The sequence below is a fragment of the Oryzihumus leptocrescens genome, assembly GCF_006716205.1.
Taxonomy (GTDB): Bacteria; Actinomycetota; Actinomycetes; order Actinomycetales; family Dermatophilaceae; genus Oryzihumus; species Oryzihumus leptocrescens.
In genome coordinates, this window is the sequence record NZ_VFOQ01000001.1 from 930628 (window position 1) to 950507 (window position 19880).

Annotated in this window: 23 protein-coding genes and 1 pseudogene; 9 read left to right on the plus strand and 15 right to left on the minus strand. The window is 73.9% G+C overall.

All coding sequences use genetic code 11. The features are described from left to right. Positions 1-13: 13 nt before the first annotated feature. From rph to FB474_RS04410, 4 genes are read left to right on the plus strand one after another with little or no spacing between them, the layout of a single operon-like run. Complete coding sequence (rph, locus tag FB474_RS04395) at positions 14-748, plus strand: ribonuclease PH (RefSeq protein WP_141787547.1); 735 nt, start codon at positions 14-16, stop codon at positions 746-748. Beyond that, the gene (gene rdgB, locus FB474_RS04400) at positions 745-1371 is read left to right on the plus strand and encodes an RdgB/HAM1 family non-canonical purine NTP pyrophosphatase (protein ID WP_141787548.1); all 627 of its coding nucleotides are present in this window, start codon (positions 745-747) and stop codon (positions 1369-1371) included. Before rph ends, rdgB begins: the two co-directional genes overlap by 4 nt. Positions 1372-1427: 56 nt before the next feature. Next, positions 1428-2963 carry a molybdopterin-dependent oxidoreductase gene (locus tag FB474_RS04405; RefSeq protein WP_246092041.1) on the plus strand — a complete coding sequence of 512 codons (1536 nt, stop codon included), beginning with the start codon at positions 1428-1430 and terminating at the stop codon, positions 2961-2963. Between the two features lie 60 nt (positions 2964-3023). Further along, positions 3024-3410 (plus strand): nuclear transport factor 2 family protein, encoded by a 387-nt coding sequence (locus tag FB474_RS04410; RefSeq protein WP_141787549.1) that lies wholly within the window; start codon positions 3024-3026, stop codon positions 3408-3410. A 109-nt stretch (positions 3411-3519) separates the two neighbouring features. Here FB474_RS04410 and FB474_RS04415 read toward each other — a convergent pair whose 3' ends face one another. From FB474_RS04415 to arfB (FB474_RS04425), 3 genes are read right to left on the minus strand one after another with little or no spacing between them, the layout of a single operon-like run. Beyond that, positions 3520-4137: an HdeD family acid-resistance protein gene (locus FB474_RS04415; RefSeq protein ID WP_141787550.1), complete on the minus strand. Its 618-nt coding sequence runs from the start codon at positions 4135-4137 to the stop codon at positions 3520-3522. 41 nt (positions 4138-4178) lie between these two features. Then, on the minus strand, positions 4179-4652 hold the full coding sequence (arfB, locus tag FB474_RS04420; protein WP_246092042.1) for an alternative ribosome rescue aminoacyl-tRNA hydrolase ArfB: 474 nt from the start codon (positions 4650-4652) through the stop codon (positions 4179-4181). A 58-nt stretch (positions 4653-4710) separates the two neighbouring features. Beyond that, positions 4711-5178, minus strand: coding sequence for an alternative ribosome rescue aminoacyl-tRNA hydrolase ArfB (gene arfB / locus FB474_RS04425; protein WP_246092043.1), 468 nt, complete (start codon positions 5176-5178; stop codon positions 4711-4713). A gap of 57 nt (positions 5179-5235) precedes the next feature. Between arfB (FB474_RS04425) and FB474_RS04430 the strand changes: the two genes are divergently transcribed. The 3 genes and pseudogenes from FB474_RS04430 to FB474_RS04440 form a co-directional block, all read left to right on the plus strand. Next, the gene (locus tag FB474_RS04430; protein WP_185746032.1) at positions 5236-5709 is read left to right on the plus strand and encodes an NUDIX hydrolase; all 474 of its coding nucleotides are present in this window, start codon (positions 5236-5238) and stop codon (positions 5707-5709) included. Positions 5710-5851: 142 nt separating this feature from the next. Further along, positions 5852-6187 carry an SHOCT domain-containing protein gene (locus tag FB474_RS04435; RefSeq protein ID WP_141787553.1) on the plus strand — a complete coding sequence of 112 codons (336 nt, stop codon included), beginning with the start codon at positions 5852-5854 and terminating at the stop codon, positions 6185-6187. A 21-nt stretch (positions 6188-6208) separates the two neighbouring features. Then, positions 6209-6373: pseudogene (locus FB474_RS04440) on the plus strand (HAD hydrolase-like protein); the annotation flags it as partial. A 287-nt stretch (positions 6374-6660) separates the two neighbouring features. On the opposite strand, the gene FB474_RS04445 reads toward FB474_RS04440, so the two are convergent. Then, positions 6661-7479 (minus strand): sigma-70 family RNA polymerase sigma factor, encoded by an 819-nt coding sequence (locus tag FB474_RS04445; RefSeq protein WP_141787555.1) that lies wholly within the window; start codon positions 7477-7479, stop codon positions 6661-6663. Positions 7480-7571: 92 nt separating this feature from the next. Next, positions 7572-8120 (minus strand): PRC-barrel domain-containing protein, encoded by a 549-nt coding sequence (locus FB474_RS04450; protein WP_185746033.1) that lies wholly within the window; start codon positions 8118-8120, stop codon positions 7572-7574. Between the two features lie 143 nt (positions 8121-8263). Between FB474_RS04450 and FB474_RS04455 the strand changes: the two genes are divergently transcribed. Both FB474_RS04455 and FB474_RS04460 read left to right on the plus strand, forming a co-directional pair. Then, the gene (locus FB474_RS04455; RefSeq protein ID WP_141787557.1) at positions 8264-8533 is read left to right on the plus strand and encodes a Rho termination factor N-terminal domain-containing protein; all 270 of its coding nucleotides are present in this window, start codon (positions 8264-8266) and stop codon (positions 8531-8533) included. A 61-nt stretch (positions 8534-8594) separates the two neighbouring features. Next, a complete protein-coding gene (locus tag FB474_RS04460; RefSeq protein ID WP_141787558.1) occupies positions 8595-8768 on the plus strand; it encodes a CsbD family protein in 174 nt (57 codons plus the stop codon). Positions 8769-8952: 184 nt separating this feature from the next. On the opposite strand, the gene FB474_RS20625 is transcribed toward FB474_RS04460, so the two are convergent. The 10 genes from FB474_RS20625 to FB474_RS04505 all read right to left on the minus strand — a co-directional run bounded on the left by FB474_RS20625 (position 8953) and on the right by FB474_RS04505 (position 19847). Beyond that, positions 8953-9663 carry a PAS and ANTAR domain-containing protein gene (locus FB474_RS20625; protein WP_185746034.1) on the minus strand — a complete coding sequence of 237 codons (711 nt, stop codon included), beginning with the start codon at positions 9661-9663 and terminating at the stop codon, positions 8953-8955. Positions 9664-9773: 110 nt separating this feature from the next. Then, entirely contained in the window at positions 9774-10604 is an 831-nt protein-coding gene (locus FB474_RS20630) for a hypothetical protein (RefSeq protein WP_185746035.1), read from the minus strand. Then, the gene (locus tag FB474_RS04470; RefSeq protein ID WP_141787560.1) at positions 10601-11788 is read right to left on the minus strand and encodes a glycosyltransferase family 4 protein; all 1188 of its coding nucleotides are present in this window, start codon (positions 11786-11788) and stop codon (positions 10601-10603) included. Before FB474_RS04470 ends, FB474_RS20630 begins: the two co-directional genes overlap by 4 nt. Further along, positions 11785-13104 carry a Wzz/FepE/Etk N-terminal domain-containing protein gene (locus tag FB474_RS04475; protein WP_141787561.1) on the minus strand — a complete coding sequence of 440 codons (1320 nt, stop codon included), beginning with the start codon at positions 13102-13104 and terminating at the stop codon, positions 11785-11787. Before FB474_RS04475 ends, FB474_RS04470 begins: the two co-directional genes overlap by 4 nt. Then, positions 13101-14552, minus strand: coding sequence for a hypothetical protein (locus FB474_RS04480; protein ID WP_141787562.1), 1452 nt, complete (start codon positions 14550-14552; stop codon positions 13101-13103). Before FB474_RS04480 ends, FB474_RS04475 begins: the two co-directional genes overlap by 4 nt. Continuing rightward, positions 14549-16198, minus strand: coding sequence for a murein biosynthesis integral membrane protein MurJ (gene murJ / locus FB474_RS04485; protein ID WP_141787563.1), 1650 nt, complete (start codon positions 16196-16198; stop codon positions 14549-14551). The genes FB474_RS04480 and murJ overlap by 4 nt, the downstream gene beginning before the upstream one ends. Further along, positions 16195-16917 (minus strand): sugar transferase, encoded by a 723-nt coding sequence (locus tag FB474_RS04490; RefSeq protein ID WP_221632426.1) that lies wholly within the window; start codon positions 16915-16917, stop codon positions 16195-16197. Before FB474_RS04490 ends, murJ begins: the two co-directional genes overlap by 4 nt. 10 nt (positions 16918-16927) lie before the next feature. Further along, positions 16928-17614 (minus strand): DapH/DapD/GlmU-related protein, encoded by a 687-nt coding sequence (locus FB474_RS04495; protein ID WP_141787564.1) that lies wholly within the window; start codon positions 17612-17614, stop codon positions 16928-16930. Further along, a complete protein-coding gene (locus FB474_RS04500; protein WP_185746036.1) occupies positions 17611-18750 on the minus strand; it encodes a DegT/DnrJ/EryC1/StrS family aminotransferase in 1140 nt (379 codons plus the stop codon). The genes FB474_RS04495 and FB474_RS04500 overlap by 4 nt, the downstream gene beginning before the upstream one ends. After that, positions 18747-19847 carry a Gfo/Idh/MocA family protein gene (locus tag FB474_RS04505; RefSeq protein ID WP_141787565.1) on the minus strand — a complete coding sequence of 367 codons (1101 nt, stop codon included), beginning with the start codon at positions 19845-19847 and terminating at the stop codon, positions 18747-18749. The genes FB474_RS04500 and FB474_RS04505 overlap by 4 nt, the downstream gene beginning before the upstream one ends. Positions 19848-19880: the final 33 nt, after the last annotated feature.

Genomic DNA, 19880 nt, shown 5'->3' on the forward strand with positions numbered 1-19880 from the left:
TAGCCTTGGGCGCATGACTCGACACGACGGCCGCGCCAACGACCAGCTGCGCGACATCCGGATCACCCGCAACTGGCTCGACCACGCCGAGGGGAGCGTCCTCGTCGAGTTCGGCCGCACGCGGGTGCTGTGCGCGGCGTCGTTCACCGAGGGCGTGCCGCGCTGGCGCAAGGGCAGCGGCGAGGGCTGGGTGACGGGGGAGTACGCCATGCTGCCGCGGGCCACCAACACCCGCTCCGACCGGGAGTCGGTGCGGGGCAAGATCGGCGGCCGCACCCACGAGATCAGCCGGCTGGTCGGGCGCAGCCTGCGCGCCGTGGTCGACACGAAGGCGTTGGGGGAGAACACCGTCGTCCTGGACTGCGACGTGCTGCAGGCCGACGGCGGCACGCGCACCGCGGCGATCACCGGGGCCTACGTCGCGCTCGCCGACGCCATCGAGTGGGCCCGCCGCGAGGGTGCGGTCAAGGCCAGCGCGCAGCCGTTGAAGGGCTCGGTGGCTGCGATCAGCGTCGGCATCGTCGACGGCACCCCGGTGCTGGACCTGGACTACATCGAGGACTCCGGCGCCGACACCGACATGAACGTCGTGATGACCGGCGACGGGCGGATCATCGAGGTGCAGGGCACCGCCGAGGCCGAGCCGTTCGACCGCGCCCAGCTCGCCCAGCTGCTCGACCTCGCGGGCGCCGGCTGCGCCGAGCTGACCAAGCTGCAGCAGGTGGCGCTGGCCGGGGGCGCGGCGTGACGCGGCTCGTCCTGGCCACCCGCAACGCACACAAGGTCCGCGAGCTGGGCCAGATCCTCGACGGCCTCGTCGAGGAGCTCGGCCTGGAGGTCGTCGGGCTGGACGCCTACCCGGAGATCCCCGACGTCGTGGAGTCGGGCGTGACGTTCGCCGAGAACGCCACCCTCAAGGCGGTCGCCGTCGCCAAGGCCACCGGCCTGCCCGCCATCGCCGACGACTCCGGCCTGGCCGTCGACGTGCTCGGCGGCTCGCCCGGCGTGTTCAGCGCCCGCTGGGCCGGCCGTCACGGCGACGACCGGGCCAACCTGGAGCTGCTGCTGGCCCAGCTCGGCGACGTGCCCGACGACGAGCGCGCCGCGGCCTTCGTCTGCGCCGCGGTCCTGGCGTTGCCGAGCGGCGAGGTCGTCGTCGAGGAGGGCCGCATGCCGGGTCGCGTCGCCCGGGAGCCCCGCGGCACCAACGGGTTCGGCTACGACCCGATCCTCGTCGTGGAGGACGGCCGGACCGCCGCCGAGCTGAGCCCGGAGGAGAAGAACTCGATCTCCCACCGGGGCATCGCGTTCCGGGCACTGGCGCCGCACGTGCGCCTGGCGCTGAAGCGGGCCGCCGGCCTCAACCGTTAGCGAGGCGTCACCGGCCAATCCACGCCCCCGGCCGCCACGAATGACAGGCTGTGAGGGTGAAGCGAGCTCGTCCTGCCCTGGCTGGGGTGATCGCCGGTGCCGTCACCCTGGGCGTCGCCGAGCTGGTCGCCGGCTTCATGGTCCGGGCCGGCCTGTCCTCGGGGACGCCGTCGCCGGTGGTGGCCGTGGGTGGCGCCTTCGTCGACCGCACCCCGCCGTGGCTGAAGAACCTCGCGGTGAGCTCGTTCGGTACCCACGACAAAGCGGCCCTGTTCGTGGGCATCGCCGTGGTCCTGACCGCGCTGTGCGCGGTGCTGGGCGCGGTCGGCGCGACCCGGCATACGGCCGGGCTGGTGGGGTTCGTCGTCCTCGGTGCGGTCGGCGCCGCGGCCGTGCTGTCCCGGCCGCACGCCGCGCCGCTGGACGTGCTGCCCACCTTCGCCGGGGTGCTGGCCGGGCTGTGGGCCCTGAACACGTTGTGGGGGCTGAACGCCCGCGCCGAGGAGGCGGGCTCCGGCCCGGGCGGCTTCGAACGACGCAGGCTGCTCGTCGGCGGGGCGGGCCTGGCGGCCGTTGCCGCGACCGCGGGGGCGCTGGGCCGGGCGGTCGGTGGGGCGGGCAGCAGCGCGGCAGCGGCCCGGGCCAAGGTCGCCGTGCCGCCGGTGGCCAACCCGGTGACCGTGCCCGCGACCGCCGACCTGAAGCTGCCCGGCATCACGCCCTACGTGGTGCCCAACGCGGACTTCTACCGCATCGACACCGCCCTGGTCGTGCCGCAGGTCGACACGGCCGGCTGGAAGCTGCGCGTCCACGGCCTCGTCGGCGAGGAGGTGACGATCACCTGGGACGAGCTGCTCGCCAAGCCGATGCGGCAGGCGCTCGTCACGTTGACCTGCGTGTCCAACGAGGTCGGTGGTGACCTGGCCGGCAACGCGGTGTGGACCGGCTGGCCGATCCGGGAGCTGCTGGCGATGGCCCGGCCGGACCCGACCGCCGACATGGTGCTGTCCACGAGCGTCGACGGGTTCACCGCCGGGACGCCCCTGACGGCGCTCACCGACGAGCGCAACGCGCTGCTCGCGGTGGCGATGAACGGCGAGCCGCTGCCGGTGGAGCACGGCTTCCCGGTGCGGATGGTGGTGCCCGGCCTCTACGGCTACGTCTCGGCGACCAAGTGGGTCGTGGACCTGAAGGTGACGCGGTTCGCCGACGACGCGGGCTACTGGACCCCGCGGGGCTGGTCGGCCAAGGGGCCGGTCAAGACCGAGTCCCGCATCGACGTGCCGCGCTCGGGTGACCAGGTCAGGGCGGGCAGGGTGGCCGTGGCCGGCGTGGCGTGGGCGCAGCACCGCGGCATCGACAAGGTCGAGGTGCGCATCGACGACGGGCCCTGGCAGCCGGCGCGGCTGGCGGCCGAGCCGACGATCGACTCGTGGCGGCAGTGGGTGCTGGAGTGGGACGCCCCGAAGGGCAACCACCGGATCACGGTGCGCGCCACGGACGCCGACGGCCAGGTCCAGACCCAGCAGGAGGCCCCGCCCGAGCCCGACGGTGCGACCGGCTGGCACAGCATCACCGTCACCGTCGCCTGACCGCCGGGACTACTCCTCGCGGACGATGACACCCCACGGCGGCGGCGCCACGATCCGCAGATGGCACAGCACCAGCAGACGATCATCCCGCCGCGCACGTTCGACCTGCAGGGCTTCACCGCCGCGGTCAGGGCCAAGGACGCCGACCGGTGGTCGGACTACTTCGACGAGGACGCGGAGTGGCTGGAGTTCCGGCACGACCAGCCGCCGTCGCACCCGCACCGCATGCAGGGCAACATCGCCATCCACGCCGGCCTGCGCTCGGTCTGCGCGGGGGACTACGGCATGGAGGTGGAGGACACCGCGATGAGCGGGCCGAACGTGTGGTTCCGGCTCGTGCTCACCCGGCCCGACGGCAGTCGTGTGCTCGAGCACGTGCACCTCGCCGTCGCGGACAACGGCCTGATCCACCGCCAGACCGACATCGAGGCCTGGGACCTGACCTGAGCGGGCTCCGGCCGCCGCGGCCCACCCGGCCGTCAGGCATACCGTCACCTGCGACGCACAGGACTGGGCCGGTCGGGCACGAAGCCCGGCCGGCCCAGGATGCCTCGTCTCACGCGGGACGAGGCTGGATCGGCGCGGCCGGACCCATGGCCGCACCGTGACGGCGCAGGCGGAACGCCAGCGCCAGCTCACCGATGCCGAGCACGACCAGCCACAGCCCGGTGACCCACGCCAGCGCGGCGAGGGAGACCCCGGGCCAGGCCACGAGGACGATGCCGGCGAGGACGCTGAGCACGCCCAGGGCGGCGTGGGTGCCGCGGTACTCGGCGCCGTGGTCGGTGATGGCGACGAAGACCTCGATCATGCCGTGGATGATCCAGTAGATGCCGAGCACCAGCGCCAGCGTCAGCACGGTCAGGCCGAGGTGGCGCATCGCCCAGACACCGACGATGACCGAGAGCACGCCCAGCAGCGCGAGCATGGTCCGCGTGCCACCGCTCTCCTCGGTGCGTGCCAGGCCCTCGACGAAGCGGATGATCCCGGCGACGACGAGCTGGATGCCGAACAGCAGCGCCAGCACGACGACCGTCTTGCCGGGCCAGATCATCGCGAGCACACCGACGACGACCGTGACGGCGCCGAAGATGCCGACCAGGATCGCCGAACCGCGGCTGACCGACTCCAGCCGCGCCTGCGCGGTGTCCATCATGTTGCCCTGGTTGGACATTGACTGCTCCCTTCCCGCGGGCGCATGCCGCCCGACGCCTCTCACTCCTCGTCCGGCTGCACCGGTGCCCGCAGGGCCTTGGTGCGCGCGTGTTCCTTCTTGCTCGCGATGCGTGCGTCGTCCGACTCGTGGCTGGGCGCCCCCGGCCAGCGGTCCGGCGGGGCCGGCTCGAGCGCCTCGCACAGCAGGTGCACCAGGCGCTCCCGGGCCGCCACGCGGTTCTCCCACTGGGACCGGTGCTCATGGGCCTGGATGACCAGCACCCCGTGGTGCAGCCGCGGGCTGAGGTACTCCTCGACCTGGCGCCGCTGGTCCGCGTTCAGGGAGCGGGACTCCGGCACGTCGAAGCGCAGCTCGACCTTGGCCGAAGTGGTGTCCACCCCCTGCCCGCCAGGTCCGGTCGAGCGCGAGAAGTGCTCCTGCAGGTCCTCGTCGCGCACCCTCAGGCCGTCAGGCAGCCCCGGGGCCGGGTGGATGAACAGGTCCTCTCCGGGATGTCCGGTGTACGTGCTCACGCAGCCAGTCTTCGCCGGCCCTGACCGCTCGGACAGGGACTTCGTCCCCTGTCCGGGCTCAGCCGTCCTGCACGCGGCCGCGCAGCGACTTGGTCTCGCCGCGGCGCCGCTTGCCTTCCAGCCGCCGTCGTTGCGAGCCCTTCGTGGGGCGGGTCGCGCGCCGCGATGCCGGGGGAGGGGCGAGCCCCTCCAGCAGGTATGCCGCGAGCCTCGCCCGGGCGGCCGCGCGGTTCTGGCGCTGGGCGCGGTGCTCCGAGGCGGTGACGACCAGCTCGGTGCCCGCGAGCCGGCTGGCCAGCGCGTCGAGCAGGCGGGTGCGCTGGTCGTCGGTGAACGCGGTGGAGCCGGCGACGTCGAAGCGCAGCTCGACCCGGCTGTCGGTGGTGTTGACGCCCTGGCCGCCCGGTCCGGAGGAGCGGCTGAACCGCTCGCGCAGCTCGGCCGCCGGGATGGCCAGCGGCTGCCGGACGCCGGGGGCCGGGCCGACCACCAGGTCCTCGCCGGGGTCCCCCCGATGCGTTCTCACGCCCGGCATTCTGCCCGCAACCGGCGGGCGCTGGAGCATGCCCTAGGGTCGCCGGCCATGGGGAGCGAGATCGGCTACATCGAAGGGCTGCGCCGGAAGGTCGGCCACGACCCGCTCATCCTGGCGTGCGCCGGCTGCGCTGTGCTCGACGACGCGGGCCGCGTCCTGATGCAGCAGCGAGGTGACGTTGACGGCCCGTGGGGCCTTCCCGGGGGCGCGATGGAGCTCGGGGAGACGATCGAGGCCACGGCCGTCCGCGAGACGTTCGAGGAGACCGGCCTGCGGGTGCGGCCCGAGGGGCTCCTGGGCGTCTACACGGGCACGACGCACACCTACGCCAACGGGGACGTCGTGCAGGCGGTGGTCGTCGTGCTCACTGCCACCGTCGTCGACGGCACCCTGACCGTGGACGGGGCCGAGACGGTCGGCCTGGGCTGGTTCGCGCTCGACGACCTGCCCGGCCCGGTCTTCGCCCCGCACCAGGGCATGCTCGACGACCTCCGGAACGGCATGCGCGCGACCTGGACCTGACGCGACCCTCTTCATTGGGCCGATCAGCGCCCATCGCGAGGGATGTGGTGCGAGGATCCGTGGGTCGCAGCGACGCCTGGCCGGCGCCGTTCCGCGGGCCAGCGGGGACCGGGGCGTTCGGCGCCGGAGAAGAGGAGACGCGATGGTGTCAATGGCAGGCCTCGACCCGCTGGGTGGTGCCCCGTCGGGCTTCAGGCTGTTCTTCGGTGTTGTGGTCACGCTCGTCGTGCTGGGCTTCGTGGCGGTGTTCGCGACGGTGGCCTATCGGGCGAAGGCTGCCAGGCGGGCCGGGCTGGACCCTCTGGCGGGGGACATCCAGCTCGCCGGACAGCTGCGGAGGTCCGCGCTGCTGGCGCCGGCCGGCGAGGGGAAGACCACCGCTGCGCGCCTGGCCGAGCTCGACACGCTGCACCGGTCCGGCGCGATCACCGACGAGGAGTGGAACGCCCAGCGGGCCAGGGTGCTGTCCGAGCTGTGAGGCCCGACCGCGCGGCCGGAGCAGCCGGTGATGGTGGGCGACTCGGTCGGGCACGACGTGCTCGCCGCCCGCGCGGCCGGCTGGCAGGCGGTGTGGGGCCACCGGGAGCGCCGCGAGGTGCCGCCGGAGGTCACCTCCACGGTCTCCGACCTGCGTGACCTCGAGGTCCTGCTCGGCGACGGTTAGCGTGTGCTGCCCGGCGCAGCCGGCTCAGGCAGGCGGGGTGTCCGGTTGCAGCGGTGGTTCGACGGGAGGCACAGGGTCCCGCCCCGGCCCGGGCGGCTCGGGCGCCGGCGGCGGCTGCGGCTGCGGGCCCGGCGGGGTGGGCTTCGGCGGGTCGTTCGGCGGGATGGTGGCCTGAGGGCTCAGGGTCATGTCATCGCCTCCTCGCGGGTCCCGTGCCCGCAGACGGCCCGGCCCAAACGCCGGTCTCGGCGGTGGCCGCGACGCGATGCGGTGCCTGCGACGTTGAGTCAGGCTGCCTCGAGCTCGTCACGCAGGCGACCGAGCACCCGGCGCAGCCGCCTCGAGACCTGCATCTGGCTGACCCCGAGCCGACGTCCGATCTCCTCCTGGCTCAGCTCCTCCTCGAAGCGCAGCCGCAGCAGGCGCAGGTCCGCAGCGTCCAGGGTCCGCAGCGCGGTCGTCAGGGCCAGCCGCTGGACCACGATGGCGCTGGGGTCGCCGCCGGGGTCAGGCAGCTCGTCGCCGAGGGCTCGCTGGTGCTCGTCCCGCTTGGCGTCCAGCGAGGTCGGGGAGTAGCAGCCGGGCAGGCCCCGCGCCTCCGCAACCCAGCGCTCGTCGGTGCCCAGTGCGTCGGCGAGCTGAGTGGTGCTCGGCGGAGCCCCGAGGCCCTGCTCCAGCGTGCCGGCGACTGCCCGGATGTCGGCATGCAGCTCCTGCAGCCGTCGTGGTGGGCGCACCGCCCAGCCGGCGTCCCGGAAGTGCCTGCGGATCTCGCCGAGGATGGTCGGCCGCGCGAAGGCCAGGAAGCTGTCGCCCGCGCCGGCGTGGAAGCGCTGCGCCGCCTTGACCAGCCCCACCATCGCGACCTGCCGCAGGTCGTCGGGCTCGAGCCCGCGACCGCGGTAGCGGGCGGCGATCGCGCAGGCCACGTCGAGGTTGCAGCAGACGACCTCGTCCCGGATCTCGCGGCACACGCGAGGGTCCTGTTCGTGGGCCAACAGGTCAAGCAGCTGCCGGGTCCGTGCCTCGCGTGTCCCAGCCGCGTCAGTCCCGGCCTCGCGGGTCCGGGCGGAGGTGGGGCAGCAGATGGTCAGCAACGCAGTCATGGCGCATCCCGGGGGGAGCAGGGGTGGGCCGTTGCTGGACCTCACCCGCACCATACCCATGGGGCGGCCGGTCACGGCGCCCTACGGGCGGCTCATCCGTCGCGTTGGTCCCTGCTGCCCCGGCCGTCAGCCTGGTCACGGGGCTCGATCAGCTCGTCATACCGCTTCGGGCCGTCGGTGACCCGGGGTTGACCGAGTGCGTCGCTCCCCTCACGGGCGCCCGTGCGCCCGGCCACGCTCGCGGGGTCGGCGATGCCGTCGGCCGGGTCGGGCCGGGTGTAGGCGGTCCCCGCCACGTGGCTCGCGCCGTCGGTGCCGGCCTGCCCGTCCATCCAGGTGGTGGCGTAGTACTGGTGCAGGCTCTGCGCATCGTCAAAGGACGGCGGCCAGCCTCCGTCGAGGGTCGGCGCCTGCACGACGGTGTCCTTGCCATAGGGCAGCACGACGTCGCCGGACTCGACCCGGGCCCCGGAGACCGGGGCGAGAGTGTCGTGCCGGCCCAGCAGGCCGGTGCGGATCCGTAGCCAGGTGCCCTCCTGGCTGTGCTCCTCCGACAGCACCTCCTCGATGCGGCCGATCTTCTCCCCGTCCTGGGCCCTGGCGGTCATGCCGACCAGGGCGGCCAGCTCGTGCTCCTGCATGCAGGTCACCTCTCTCCGCGGATCGTGGTCTCGCCTTCCTGTACCCGGACGGCACCAGACCATGCGGGGGATGTTTGGGTGTCGGCCGGTCGGGTACGGAACAGGCACGGCTGACCTGTACGAGAGGGAAGGCAGGTGGGGAGATGCCCCGCAAGGACCCGGGACCCAGCGTCAAGGACAAGGACCTCTACGAGGCGCTGCGCGACGACGGAGCCAGCAAGGAGAAGGCCGCACGCATCGCGAACGCGGCGGCGAGCAGCTCGCGCTCCTCGGTCGGCCGCACGGGCGGCTCGCACGGCGACTACGAGGACTGGACCAAGGACGAGCTCCTGAAGCGAGCGCGCGAGGTCGGCATCGAGGGACGGTCCTCCATGAGCAAGGCCGAGCTGGTCACGGCGCTGCGCAACCACTGAACCCCTGCCACGCCGTACGGCGCAGGCAGGTGCCACATCCGGCTCGACCAAAGGAGAAGTGATGGGCAACGAGGACAAGCTCCGCAACAAGGGCGAGGAGATCGGCGGCGCCGCCAAGGAGAAGGTCGGCCAGGCGACCGGCGACCGCGACCTCCAGGCCGAGGGCAAGGGCGACCAGACCAAGGCCAACCTCAAGCAGGCAGGCGAGAAGGTCAAGGACGCCTTCAAGGACTGACGCTCGCCGTCCAGCCGAGGACCGGAGCCACCTGAGACATCGGCTCCGGTCCTCGTGCCTGCCGGGGTGCGGGTGCTGCCAGCCACCCGGCCGACCCCTGACCGCGCAGCGCCGTCGACCGGACGCGGGGGGGGGGGGGGGGGGGCAGAGCACCTGCCGAGAGGGACGTTCCTCCGGTTTCAGGTCACCTGAAACCCGGAGGGACGTCCCTCTCGGCGGAGATGGGGGTCCGCGCGCTCGTGTCGGTGTGCCGCTCGAAGGAGTCGAGGGCCTCGGTGCACAGCCAGTCGGTCATCGCCTCGGCGGTGGTGGGTGCGCTGCCGGCGCCGAGCTGTGCGACGAGGTCCTCGGCGACCCGGTGCACCTTGACGTTGGCGGCCTGCGACTTCGCGGCCAGCAGGTGGAAGGCCGTGTCGGCGTCGACCCCCAAGGCGAGCATGACCGCACCCTTGGCCTGTTCGAGGGCGCCGCGGTGCTCGCGGGCGGCCTCGATGGCGACGTCGGCCTGCTCGCGCACGTCCTCGGCCAGCGCCTCGGTGACGTCCACGACGTAGCCGTGCACCTCGGTCAGGTCACCGTCAGGGACCCGGCCGCGGCCGACGACGACGACCGTGCGCGTCGTGCCCCGCGCGTCGACCAGGTGGCGGCGGACGCTGAAGGGGACACCGGTGCGCAGGGCAGCCCGGACCACCGCGGTGCCGGACTCGTCGTCGTCCGGGTGCCGGTGTGCCAGCAGCAGATCAGTGCTGGGCACCACCTCGCCCGGGGCGAAGCCCAGGATGCGGTAGAGGTCCTCGGACCACGTCCACCGCTGGTCCGTGACCGCGTAGACGAACGCCCCGACCCGCTGTGGTTCGCCGCCTCCGAGCGCACCGACTACCCCCGTGCCTCCCACGCTCCCAGCATCGCACGCGAGCGCGGTCCCGGCCACGGCCCGGGGCGCCCGGTGGCGGGGGATCCACGGCCCGGGCCGCCCGTTCCAGAGGCCCACGCCCCGCTCGTCGCTCAGGACGGCGGCTGGGCGTCGGCCCCGGCGAAGCGCTCGTAGGCGAGCTGCGCGCGATACCGCAGGCGGGGGGAGGCCTCCTCCCACGCCTGGGCCAGCGCGGCCTTCTCCTGCTCGCGCTCGGCCGAGGGCACCCAGAGGGCCTGCGTGGCCGGCGCCGTCCCGCCGTAGCTCACGCCGGCACCGACCGTGGTGCGCGCGGCGCGCAGCTGCTCGCGGCTGACCGTCCCGGACTCGAAACCGAGCAGCACCGGCGACAGGCTCGAGCGGGCGGTCGCCAGCTCGGTGCACTCCCGCCGCTGCTCCTCGTCCAGCGACGGCTCGGCGTAGTCGGTGCCGAACCGGTCGTTGACGCGGCGCACCACGCCGGCCAGGTCATGCGTCAGCTGCTGGAACTCGCCGACGACCATGGCGTCCCGGTGGGGGAGCAGCTGCTCGTAGAAGCGGGCGTAGGCCACGAGCACGTCGCGCAGGTCGACGTGCGGCTCCCGGACCAGCTGGGACAAGACCGCGCCACGGGGAGCCCGGATGACCGCCAGGGTCGGCAGCCCGCGCCGGGCCGCCACCACGAGCTGGGCGCTGGCGTGGAGGTGGTGGGCCAGGCGCACCGGGCGCGGCTGGGCGAGCTGGAAGGCGTAGACGGTGAAGGTGCTGCCGCAGCGTGTGTAGCCGTCGACGACCATCTCGGTCGCGTCGCCGATGACCTCGGGGCTGGGCCCGGGGTAGCGGCGGCGCGCGATCGGCAGGTAGAGCGTCGGGCTCTCCGAGAGGCGGACCCGGGCCAGGTGGCGGGCCCGGCGCAGCGGCGTGACGTGCGCGGCCCGGGTCATGCCGGCACCTCCACCCCGGGCGCGCGCAGCGGCAGCAGGTCGGCGAACAGGCGCAGGTACGCCGCCTCCTGGTGCTCCCACGCGACGTGGTCCCGGACCCGCTGCTGCCCGGCGGCGCCGAGCCGTGCCCGCAGCCCCGGGTCGCGGGTCAGCTCGTCGATGGCGGCGGCGAACGCGGCGACGTCCCCCGGCGTGGCGTAGCGGCCGCCGTCCCCACCCAGGGCCCGTGTCTCGCGCAGGTCGAAGGCGACGAACGGCAGCCCCGAGGCCATGTACTCCATCACCTTCACGGGGCTGACCTCCGGCCCCATGTTGGGCTCAAGGCCGACGTCGGCCGCGGCCAGGTGGGTGAAGACCCCGGCCTCGTCGAGCCAGCCGGTGAGCTCGACGTGATCGCGCAGGCCGAGGCGTTCCACGAGCGCCTCGGTGTCGGGGCGGGACTCCCCGTCGCCGATGAGGACGGCGCGGACGTCGGTGCGGCCGCACTCGTGGACCAGCCGGGCCAGCGCCTCGACCAGGAGGTCGAGCCGGTCCTGCGGGCCCATCAGGCCCACCCAGCAGCAGGTGGCCCCGCCCGGACGAGGCTCGCGGGCCGGGGTCACCCGCTCCAGCCGCGGGCCGTTGCCGACCACGGTGACGGCCTCGTCGGGCAGCCCGCCGCGTCCGGTCACCACCGCGCGCAGCGTCTCGTTGACGGTCACGACGCGGTCGGCGAGGCGGAAGCTGGTGCGCTCGCAGGCCAGCAGCAGCCGGTGCACCAGGCCGCCCGCGCCGCCGTACCGCGCGACGTACACCTCCGGGGACAGGTCCCGCTGGTCCTGGACCACCGTCACCCCGAACAGCCGGAACGGTGCGGCGAGGGTGAAGTAGATGTCCGGGGTGCCGGAGACCTGGATGACCCCGAACGGCCGGGTCAGCCAGACCCGCCAGGTCAGGGCCGCGGCCATCAGCCAGGACCAGCCGTACTCCCGCAGGAACGCCAGGTGGCTGCGCCCGTCCGGTGGCGCGGGGTAGTCCAGGACCCGCACCCCGGGCAGGGCGTTGCCGGGGTCGCGCCGGCAGATGACCGTGACCTCGTAGCCCGCCGCGTGCAGGGACGACGCCTGCTTGCGGAGCCGGTGGTCCCGCGCGAGCGAGACGTTCTCGACGACGAGCAGCACGTGCCGGCGCGCCGTGCGCCTCACGCGACCCCCTTGCGCCCGGCATCGTCGGCAACGCGCGCCAGCTGCCGGGACTCCTCGGCGGACACTGCGGTCCCGCGTGGGGCACGGCGCCGGACCCCGGCCCGTCGGGCGCTGCAGCCGACGGTCAGCAGGCTCCACACCGGCCCGACCGAGGCCTCCCTGGCCAGGCGGTGCGCGGCACGGACCGCGTCGCGGTCGGACAGCCGCGTGTCGGCGACCAGGATGGCCAGGTCGCCCTGGCGCAGGGCGCCGATGGTCGCCGCGGAGGCGGTCACCGGAGCGGCCTGCACCAGGACCAGGTCGTGCGTCTGGGACAGCTCGTGCAGGGACGGGCCGAGCCCCGCCGCGTCGTACAGCTCGAGCAACGGGACCCCGGCGCCGAGCAGCCCTTCCAGGGCCGAGCGGGACGGCGGGTCGGCCACGACTGCCACGGTGCAGCCGTTCTCCGCGGCGGCGGCGGCGAGGTTGGCGGCCACAACGTCCCGGGCCTCACGGTCCCGGTCGTCGGCACACGAGACGACGACGGTCGTGCTGCCCAGCGGCAGCATCGGGTCCAGGACCCGGGTGCGCAGGAAGCGGTAGGACTCCGCGACGGAGGACTCGGGGCTGGAGGCCAGCACGAGCCGGCGCGCGCCCTTGACCCGCGGACGGGGCAGGACCGCCAGCACGGGCGTGCCCGTGAGGGCGGCCAGGCGACCGGCCCCGCGCACCCGCCGGTCCCACCGGTCCGCCAGGGCCGCGGCGCCGATCGCCAGGGCCAGCCCGAGCAGGACCGCCGCCCCGACCTGGAGCAGGGCGCTGGGCCCGGTCGGCGCGGTGGGCTCCGTGGCCGGGGAGATGACCTGCGCCTTCTGCGGGACCGGCCGGCCGCTGCCGCTGTCGACCGTCGCGCGGTAGTCGACGTAGGCGGTGGAGAAGGCGTCCGCGGCGCGCTGGGCCGCCTCGGGGGTGGCCTCGGTGGCCCGGAACTCCAGGACGTGCGTGTCCACGGGGACGGCCACGTCCACGCCGTGCGAGGCGTCCGACGGTGACACCTGCAGCGTGTCGGCCGCCTCGGCCGCCACAGCGCTGGAGAGCGCGAGCGCCTTCTCGGTCCCCATGTCCGGTGCGGGGGCCGCGCCACCGTTGGGCAGGATCTGCGGCTCGACCATGACCCGGGCGACCGACGTGTATGACGGTGTCTGGGTGTGGCTGTAGGCCGCCGCGCCGAGCCCGACGACGGCGGTGAACGCCAGGATCAGCCCGGCATGGGCGCGCAGCAGGTTGCGCGGCCGGTCCTCGACGGCTCCGCCGCCGGGCAGCTGGGTGAGTGTCATGTCGCCACCGCTTCCTCAGTGTTGGCCGCCTCCGGGGCGGGAGGGGAACCCTGGCCCTGCCCGGTCTGGGCGAGGGCGGCAAGGATGAACAAGGCGTCCGCGGCACCGCGGTACGTCAGGTGGGGGTCGAAGAGCATCAGCACGGTCATGACGACCACGCCGACGAGCAGGCCGGTCGCTGCCGCGCCCACCGCGTCGTGCCGGGCCCGGCTGACCACCCGGGCATGCCGGATCGAGGCCCACACGAACCACACGAAGGCGAGCAGCAGCGGGATGCCGCCGCCCCAGACCAGCCAGGTGTAGCCGCTCTCGATCCAGACGTAGCCGGTGGCCTGCGAGGGCACCACGACCCGGGCGCTCGGACGCACGCCGAGCAGCAGGTTCCCGGGGTCGGTCAGCTGGGGCCAGAAGTAGCTCTGCAGGTTGCGCAGCCTGCCCGCCCAGCTGTCCGGCAGGCCCGAGGCGGTCCCGAACCCGGTGAGCCGGACGGCGATGATCGGCCACGCCACGAGCGCGGCCAGGGCGCCGAGCGGCAGGCCGAGCAGCAGCATCCGGGGCCGACGCACGATGATCGCGGCGACGACGGCGCCGATCACGAGGCCGAGCGCGCTGGAGAACTCGCCGGCCGACACCGCCGCGATGACGAACAGCACCCCGAAGCAGGCGAGAACCTTCGCGTGGTGTGTCCGGCGCGAGAGGCCGACCAGCACGGCGAGGTTGTAGATCATCACGTCGGCGACGGCGGCGGGCAGCGCCAGGGTGGCGCCGCCTCGCGGGTTGGCCAGCGCGCCGACGTTGCCGTTGGGCACGAAGTAGGTCGACAGGACCTCCCGCACGTGGGCCAGGCCCAGCGCCTGCAGGATCGCGATGACGGCGACGACGGCAGCCACCCCGATCGACAGCTTGAGGCACCACCGGACCTGGTGCTCGGTCCGGATGCTCACCCGCACGATGAGGTAGACGGCAGCGAACTTCCACATCACCAGGGCATAGAGCAGGTCGTCGGAGGTGATGGGCCGCTGCCGCAGCGTCATGAACATCAGGGGCAGGACCGAGCTGGCCACCGCCATGGCCAGCAGCGACCACTCGATCGGGGTGAGCCGCAGCCGCAGCCGCCAGCCCTCGCGCGCGGTCACCAGCCAGCGCAGGATCAGCGCCCCGCCGACGAGGGCGGCCATCGCCTCGTTGGGGCGCAGCAGCGGGATCGCCGAGCCGCGGTCGATGCCGGCGGTCAGCGGGGTCACCACGATCAGCGCGTATGCCGCGAGCGCGGGTCGCAGCGCGATCGTCACCGCCACGACGGCGACCAGCGCCAGGGCCACGGCGATGCGGGGGTGGGACACGCCCAGCCACGCCGCGAGGGCGGCAGGCACCGGCAGCAGCAGCGGCCAGGAGCGGGCCGCGGCGCGCTGCGCGACGGTGCGGTGCAGGTTGACGGTCAGGCTCATGTCAGCTCACCCCGCAGGCGGCCGCGCCGGCCGACGCTGCGCAGCAGCAGCCCGAGCTCGGGGGCACGCAGGGCGGAGGAGGCGGCGGCATACGTGCCGATGCCCAGGACGGCGCAGGCGAGCACGGTCAGTGCCGCCCCGGACTGTCCGGTGAGGGCCGCCGACAGGGCGCGGCTGACCAGCCACACCGGGACGGCCATGGCGCCGGCCGCGGCCAGGGTGCGGGCCAGTGAGGGGAGGAGCCGCGTGCGGCCGGGGTGGGAGTGCCCGTGGAAGCGCAGCCACAGCGTCAGCGCGCCTGCCACCGCGCCGACGGAGTAGGCGGCGCCCAGGCCGGCCAGCAGGGACAGCCCGTCGAGCAGCAACAGCGACAGGCCGGTGCCGGCGAGGCACACGAGCACCTGGACCACGGCACCGACCAGCGGTGCCCTGGTGTCCTTGCGGGCGTAGGAGGAGTAGCTGCAGATCTGGAAGACGGCGGTGCCCAGGATCGAGGTGGCCAGGGCGACCAGGCAGGCCGTGATGGCGGTGACTCCCGCGGTGGAGCCCATGCGGCCGACGGCCACGACCCGGGACAGCTGCGGCGCGAGGAGCATCGACCCGACCGCGGCGGGCACGGCCACGAACAGGCACAGCGACATCGACCGGGTGAACATGTCGCGGAACTCCCCGGGCTGCTCGCGCACGAACAGGCGGGACAGCCAGGGCAGCGCACTGACCGCCATCGGGGTCACCCCGATGGCGATCGCGAGGTAGATGAAGCTCAGCGCCATCTGGAAGGCGACGACACCACCGCGCACGTGGTTCGCCGCGGCGAGCAGGACCACCATCTGCACCGCAAGCACCCCCGCCTGCCCCAGGGACGGCAGCGCCCGCCGGATCACGGCGAGCACCTCGGGCTCACGCCACCCGGCGCTGGGGCGGAGGGTGACGCCGGCCCGCCGGGCGCCCCACCACTGCAGGGCGGCGTGCGCGGCGACCGCCCCGGTGGTGCCCAGCCCGAGCAGAAGCAGCTCGCCCTCTGGCACGGCATCGAGCCGGGCCGGCGCCTGCCCCATGAGGGCGGCGGTCAGCGCGAGGACGACGATGATGCCGACGTTCTCCATCGCCGGCGCCGCCGCGGCCAGGGCGAAGCGCCGGTGGGCGTTCATCGTGGCGGTGGCGGTGCCGACCACGGCGTAGCAGAACACCTGCGGGACGAACATGAGGAAGAGCAGCCGCGCGACCGCTTCCTGCCCCTCGGCCGTGCCCGTCCCGTGGGGGGCCATCGCCGCGAGCAGGGCCGGGCCCAGCAGCAGGGCCAGCGGCACGACCACCAGCAGGGCGGCCATCGCGATCCCCAGGAACCCGCCGGCGATCCGCTCCGCGGCGGCGCGGTCGCGACCATCGACGTGGTGCACCAGCGCCGGCACGAGCAGCGAGGTGAAGAGGGAGCCGCCGAGCAGGCCGTAGTAGAGCAGGTTCGGCAGCGAGTTGGTGAACTGGAAGGTGTTGCCCAGCACGGTCGGGCCGAGCACCGCGCCGATGGCGGCGATGCGGACCAGCCCGGTGACCCGGCTGACGACGGTCCAGCCGGCGACGGTGACCGAGTCGCCGGCCGCGTCCTCGGCCCAGCTCGGGCTGGAGCGGGCGCCGGGGCGTCTCATTCGGCGTCCCCGGGGCGCAGCAGCGCGGGAACGGTCCGGGCCAGCAGCACCAGGTCCACGAGCATGCCGCGCCGCCGGACGTACTCCAGGTCGAGGTCGAGCGCCTGGCGCATCGTCAGGCGGCTGCGGCCGCTCGTCTGCCACAGGCCGGTCATGCCGGCGGGCACGTCGAAGCGCGGGCCGTACTCCTTGCCCAGCAGCGCGGCCTCCCAGGGCAGCACCGGGCGCGGGCCGACGAGGGACATGTCGCCGCGCAGGACGTTGACCAGCTGGGGCAGCTCGTCGACGCTGGTGCGTCGGAGCACGCGGCCCACGGACGTCAGCCGGGGGTCGTTCTCCAGCTTGAAGACGGTGCCCGCCGGCTCGGGCGCGGGCTGGTCCGGGTCCAGCAGCCGCTGCACGTAGTCCCGGTGGAGCTCGTCGCTGCACCCGTCGACCATGGTGCGGAACTTCAGCATGGTGAACGGCTGGCCGCCCAGCCCGACGCGGGTCTGGCGGAACAGCACCGGCCCGGGCGAGCTGCGCCGCACCAGGAGCGCGGCCAGCCCGAGGACGGGGGAGAGCAGGACCAGCGCGGTCGCGGACACGGCCACGTCCAGGCAGCGCTTCGCCGCGCGGTATGCCGTGCGCCCGGTCTGCGGGCGGCGCAGGACGAGCTTGTCCTCGTCCTGCGAGACCGCTTCGAGGACAGGCCTTCTCAGGCTGGCGGGGCGCTTCACCGCAGGCCCGTCACGTCGGCTCGGGCAGCGGCTGCAGTGCCGGGCGTGCCAGCCGGAACCGGCTGGCGGACCCCGTCAGCGCCTCGACCCGGTCACCGACCGAGCGAAGGCTCGCCACCTCACCACGCGGCAGCGCGGGGTTGCCGTACGCCACGACACCGGGCTCGATGTCCCGGGTCACCACGGACCCGGCGCCGATGAGTGCCCCGGCGCCGATGCGCACGAACGGCAGCACCGTGACGTTGACCCCGAGCTGCGCGCCGGGACCGATCCACGGCCCGGACATCACCTCCCGCGAGGCGTCCTGGCCCGGGTACAGGTCGTTGGCCAGGCTGACGCCCGGCGCGAGGAACGCTCCGTCGCCGATCTCGGTGTACTGCGCCACGTAGCAGTTGGTGTGGATCTTGACGTCGTCGCCGATGCGGCAGCTGTAGTCGACCACCGTCCCGGTCCAGATGGAGACGCGGTCCCCGATGGTGCAGCGCTCGCGGACCACGACGTGGTGCCCGGTCTCGAAGCCGGCGCCGATGCGGGTGCCGTCGTACAGGACGGTCCCGCTGCGCAGGTAGGCGTCCGGACCCAGCACCAGCCGCTCGCAGGGGCCGGTGTGGGCCGGGTGCCCGAGGACGACGCCGTGCTCGGCCCGGCAGTTGGGGCCGATGCCGTCACCGGTGGCCGGGGCGAGCTGGGCCGTCATCGCGCGTCCACCGCACGGCTGGCGTGCAGCGCGTCGCAGACGAAGGAGACCTGGGCCGCGGTGAGGTGCGGGAACATCGGCAGCGAGAGGATCTCGCGCGCCGCCCGCTCCGCCACCGGCAGGGCCTCGCGCGCGAACTCCCGGTAGGGCTCCTGCAGGTGGCACGGCACCGGGTAGTGGATGCCGGTCTCGATCCCGGCGGCGGCGAGCTCGGCCATGACCTCCTCGCGGTGCGCCGTGCGCACCACGGCCAGGTGGTGGACGCCGCGCGCCTGCGGCGCCTCGTCCACCAGCTGCAGCGTCCCGGGCAGCTCCTCGCGGTAGAGGGCGACGGCGCGGCGGCGGGCCGCGGTCCAGTCGTCCAGCCGCTTCAGCTTCGCCGACAGCACCGCGGCCTGGATGGCGTCGAGGCGGCTGTTGGTGCCGATGAGGTCGTGGACGTAGCGGTCTGTCTCGGAGCGGCCGTGGTCCCGCATCGAGCGCAGCCGGGCAGCCAGGCACTCGTCGGAGGTGGTGATGGCACCGCCGTCGCCGTTCGCGCCGAGGTTCTTGCCGGGGTAGAAGGAGAAGCTGCCGGCGACACCGACCGAGCCGGCGCGCTGTCCCTCCCACGTCGCGCCGTGCGCCTGGGCAGCGTCCTCGACCAGCGCGATACCGGCGCGGGCGGCCACCGCGGCCAGCGCGGTCATGTCAGCCATCTGGCCGAACAGGTGCACCGCGACCACCGCGGCGGTGCGCGGGGTCACCGCGGCCTCGACCTGGGCCGGGTCGACCAGGAGCGTGCCGGGCAGCACGTCGACGAAGCGGGGGGTGGCACCGGCGAGGACGACGGCCTCGGCGGTGGCGATGAACGTGTTGGTGGGCACCAGCACCTCATCGCCGGGGCCGATCCCGAGCGCCCGCAGGATCAGGGTCAGCGAGTCGGTCCCGTTGCCCACGGACACCGCGAACCGGGTGCCGCAGTAGTCGGCCCACTCGTGCTCGAACGTCTCCACGGTCGCCCCGCCGACGAAGCGGCTGGTGTCGAGCAGGTCGCGCCAGGCCGACTCGAGCGCCGGCCGCACCTCCGCCGTCTGGGCCTGCAGGTCCGCGAAGGGGACGCGGATGGAGGTGGCCCGGCTGGCCGTGGCCGTCATGCCGAGCCGACCAGGGACGTCTTGTGCGCGACCGGTCGCCGGCGCCTGGTCGGCCGGGGCGGCCGGGGCTCGGCCAGCTCGGACAGGTGGACCGGGCGGCCCTCACGCATCGAGATCTGCAGCGCTTCGAGGACCTCGACGACGGCGAGGCCGTTCTCGCCGCTGGTCAGCGGGCGCTCGCCGGTGCGGATGCTGTGCAGGAACCGCCGGTCCTGGACCATCAGCGGCTCCTCGAAGTCGAGGTGGGGCACGGTGATGTCGCCGTGGCGGTAGGTCATCGGAGGCTGGGTGAGGTCCTGGTCGTCGACCGGCGGGGTCACGCCCTTGTCGAACACCCGGATCCGCTCGTCGACGGCGAGGTCGTCGTAGACGGCCATCTTGCGACTGCCGACGACGGTGACCCGGCGGACCTTGCAGGGGTCCAGCCAGCTGACGTGGATGTTCGCGGAGACGGCGAGGTCCGGGTAGAACAGGCGCAGGTAGGCGACGTCCTCGTGCCGGCTGTTGGCGTGGCAGGCGCCCCAGGCGTGGACGTACGCCGGCGTCGTGCCGAGCACGCGGTTGATGATCGAGATGTCGTGCGGCGCGAGGTCGAAGATCACGTTGACGTCGCTCTGGTAGAGGCCGAGGTTCAGCCGCGCCGTGTCGATGTTGTAGACGTCGCCCAGCTCGCGCTGCTGCACCAGGCTGCGCAGCTTGTCCACGGCCGCGTTGTGCTCGAAGGTGTGTCCCACCATGAGGGTCACGCCGGCCTCGCGGGCGGCGGCCACGAGCTGACGTGCGTCGGATGCCGTTGTGGCCAAAGGCTTTTCGACGAGCACGTGCTTGCCGGCCGCGATGGCGGCCAGGGCGAGCGGGGTGTGGGTGGTCGGCGGCGTCGCGATGACGACCGCGTCGACCTCGGGCAGCGCACTGGGCAGGTCCGCGAAGGAACGGGCGCCGGGGAATCCGCGCAGCAGGGAGTTGACCCGGTCGGTGCGCCCGTCCACCAGGACGACCTGGCTCACGTCGTCGAGCGACTGCAGGACACGCACGTGCTTCGATCCCCAATAACCGCAACCAACAACGCCCACGCGCAGTGCACTGCTGCTCGTCATCACTACCTCCCGGTCGACCCCTCTTGGGCGAGC

Excerpts from the sequence above, each read along its gene's own strand:
- FB474_RS04450 (WP_185746033.1), bottom strand. The coding sequence starts at position 8,120 with ATGCAGGAGCACGAGCTGGCCGCCCTGGTCGGCATGACCGCCAGGGCC.
- FB474_RS04475 (WP_141787561.1), bottom strand. The coding sequence starts at position 13,104 with ATGACACTCACCCAGCTGCCCGGCGGCGGAGCCGTCGAGGACCGGCCG.
- FB474_RS04435 (WP_141787553.1), top strand. The coding sequence starts at position 5,852 with ATGGTGTCAATGGCAGGCCTCGACCCGCTGGGTGGTGCCCCGTCGGGC.
- rph (WP_141787547.1), top strand. The coding sequence starts at position 14 with ATGACTCGACACGACGGCCGCGCCAACGACCAGCTGCGCGACATCCGG.
- FB474_RS04480 (WP_141787562.1), bottom strand. The coding sequence starts at position 14,552 with ATGAGCCTGACCGTCAACCTGCACCGCACCGTCGCGCAGCGCGCCGCG.
- FB474_RS04445 (WP_141787555.1), bottom strand. The coding sequence starts at position 7,479 with ATGACTGCGTTGCTGACCATCTGCTGCCCCACCTCCGCCCGGACCCGC.
- FB474_RS04500 (WP_185746036.1), bottom strand. The coding sequence starts at position 18,750 with ATGACGGCCACGGCCAGCCGGGCCACCTCCATCCGCGTCCCCTTCGCG.
- FB474_RS04495 (WP_141787564.1), bottom strand. The coding sequence starts at position 17,614 with ATGACGGCCCAGCTCGCCCCGGCCACCGGTGACGGCATCGGCCCCAAC.
- FB474_RS04455 (WP_141787557.1), top strand. The coding sequence starts at position 8,264 with ATGCCCCGCAAGGACCCGGGACCCAGCGTCAAGGACAAGGACCTCTAC.
- FB474_RS04415 (WP_141787550.1), bottom strand. The coding sequence starts at position 4,137 with ATGTCCAACCAGGGCAACATGATGGACACCGCGCAGGCGCGGCTGGAG.
- FB474_RS04410 (WP_141787549.1), top strand. The coding sequence starts at position 3,024 with ATGGCACAGCACCAGCAGACGATCATCCCGCCGCGCACGTTCGACCTG.
- FB474_RS04505 (WP_141787565.1), bottom strand. The coding sequence starts at position 19,847 with ATGACGAGCAGCAGTGCACTGCGCGTGGGCGTTGTTGGTTGCGGTTAT.
- FB474_RS04430 (WP_185746032.1), top strand. The coding sequence starts at position 5,236 with ATGGGGAGCGAGATCGGCTACATCGAAGGGCTGCGCCGGAAGGTCGGC.
- FB474_RS20630 (WP_185746035.1), bottom strand. The coding sequence starts at position 10,604 with ATGACCCGGGCCGCGCACGTCACGCCGCTGCGCCGGGCCCGCCACCTG.
- murJ (WP_141787563.1), bottom strand. The coding sequence starts at position 16,198 with ATGAGACGCCCCGGCGCCCGCTCCAGCCCGAGCTGGGCCGAGGACGCG.
- FB474_RS04460 (WP_141787558.1), top strand. The coding sequence starts at position 8,595 with ATGGGCAACGAGGACAAGCTCCGCAACAAGGGCGAGGAGATCGGCGGC.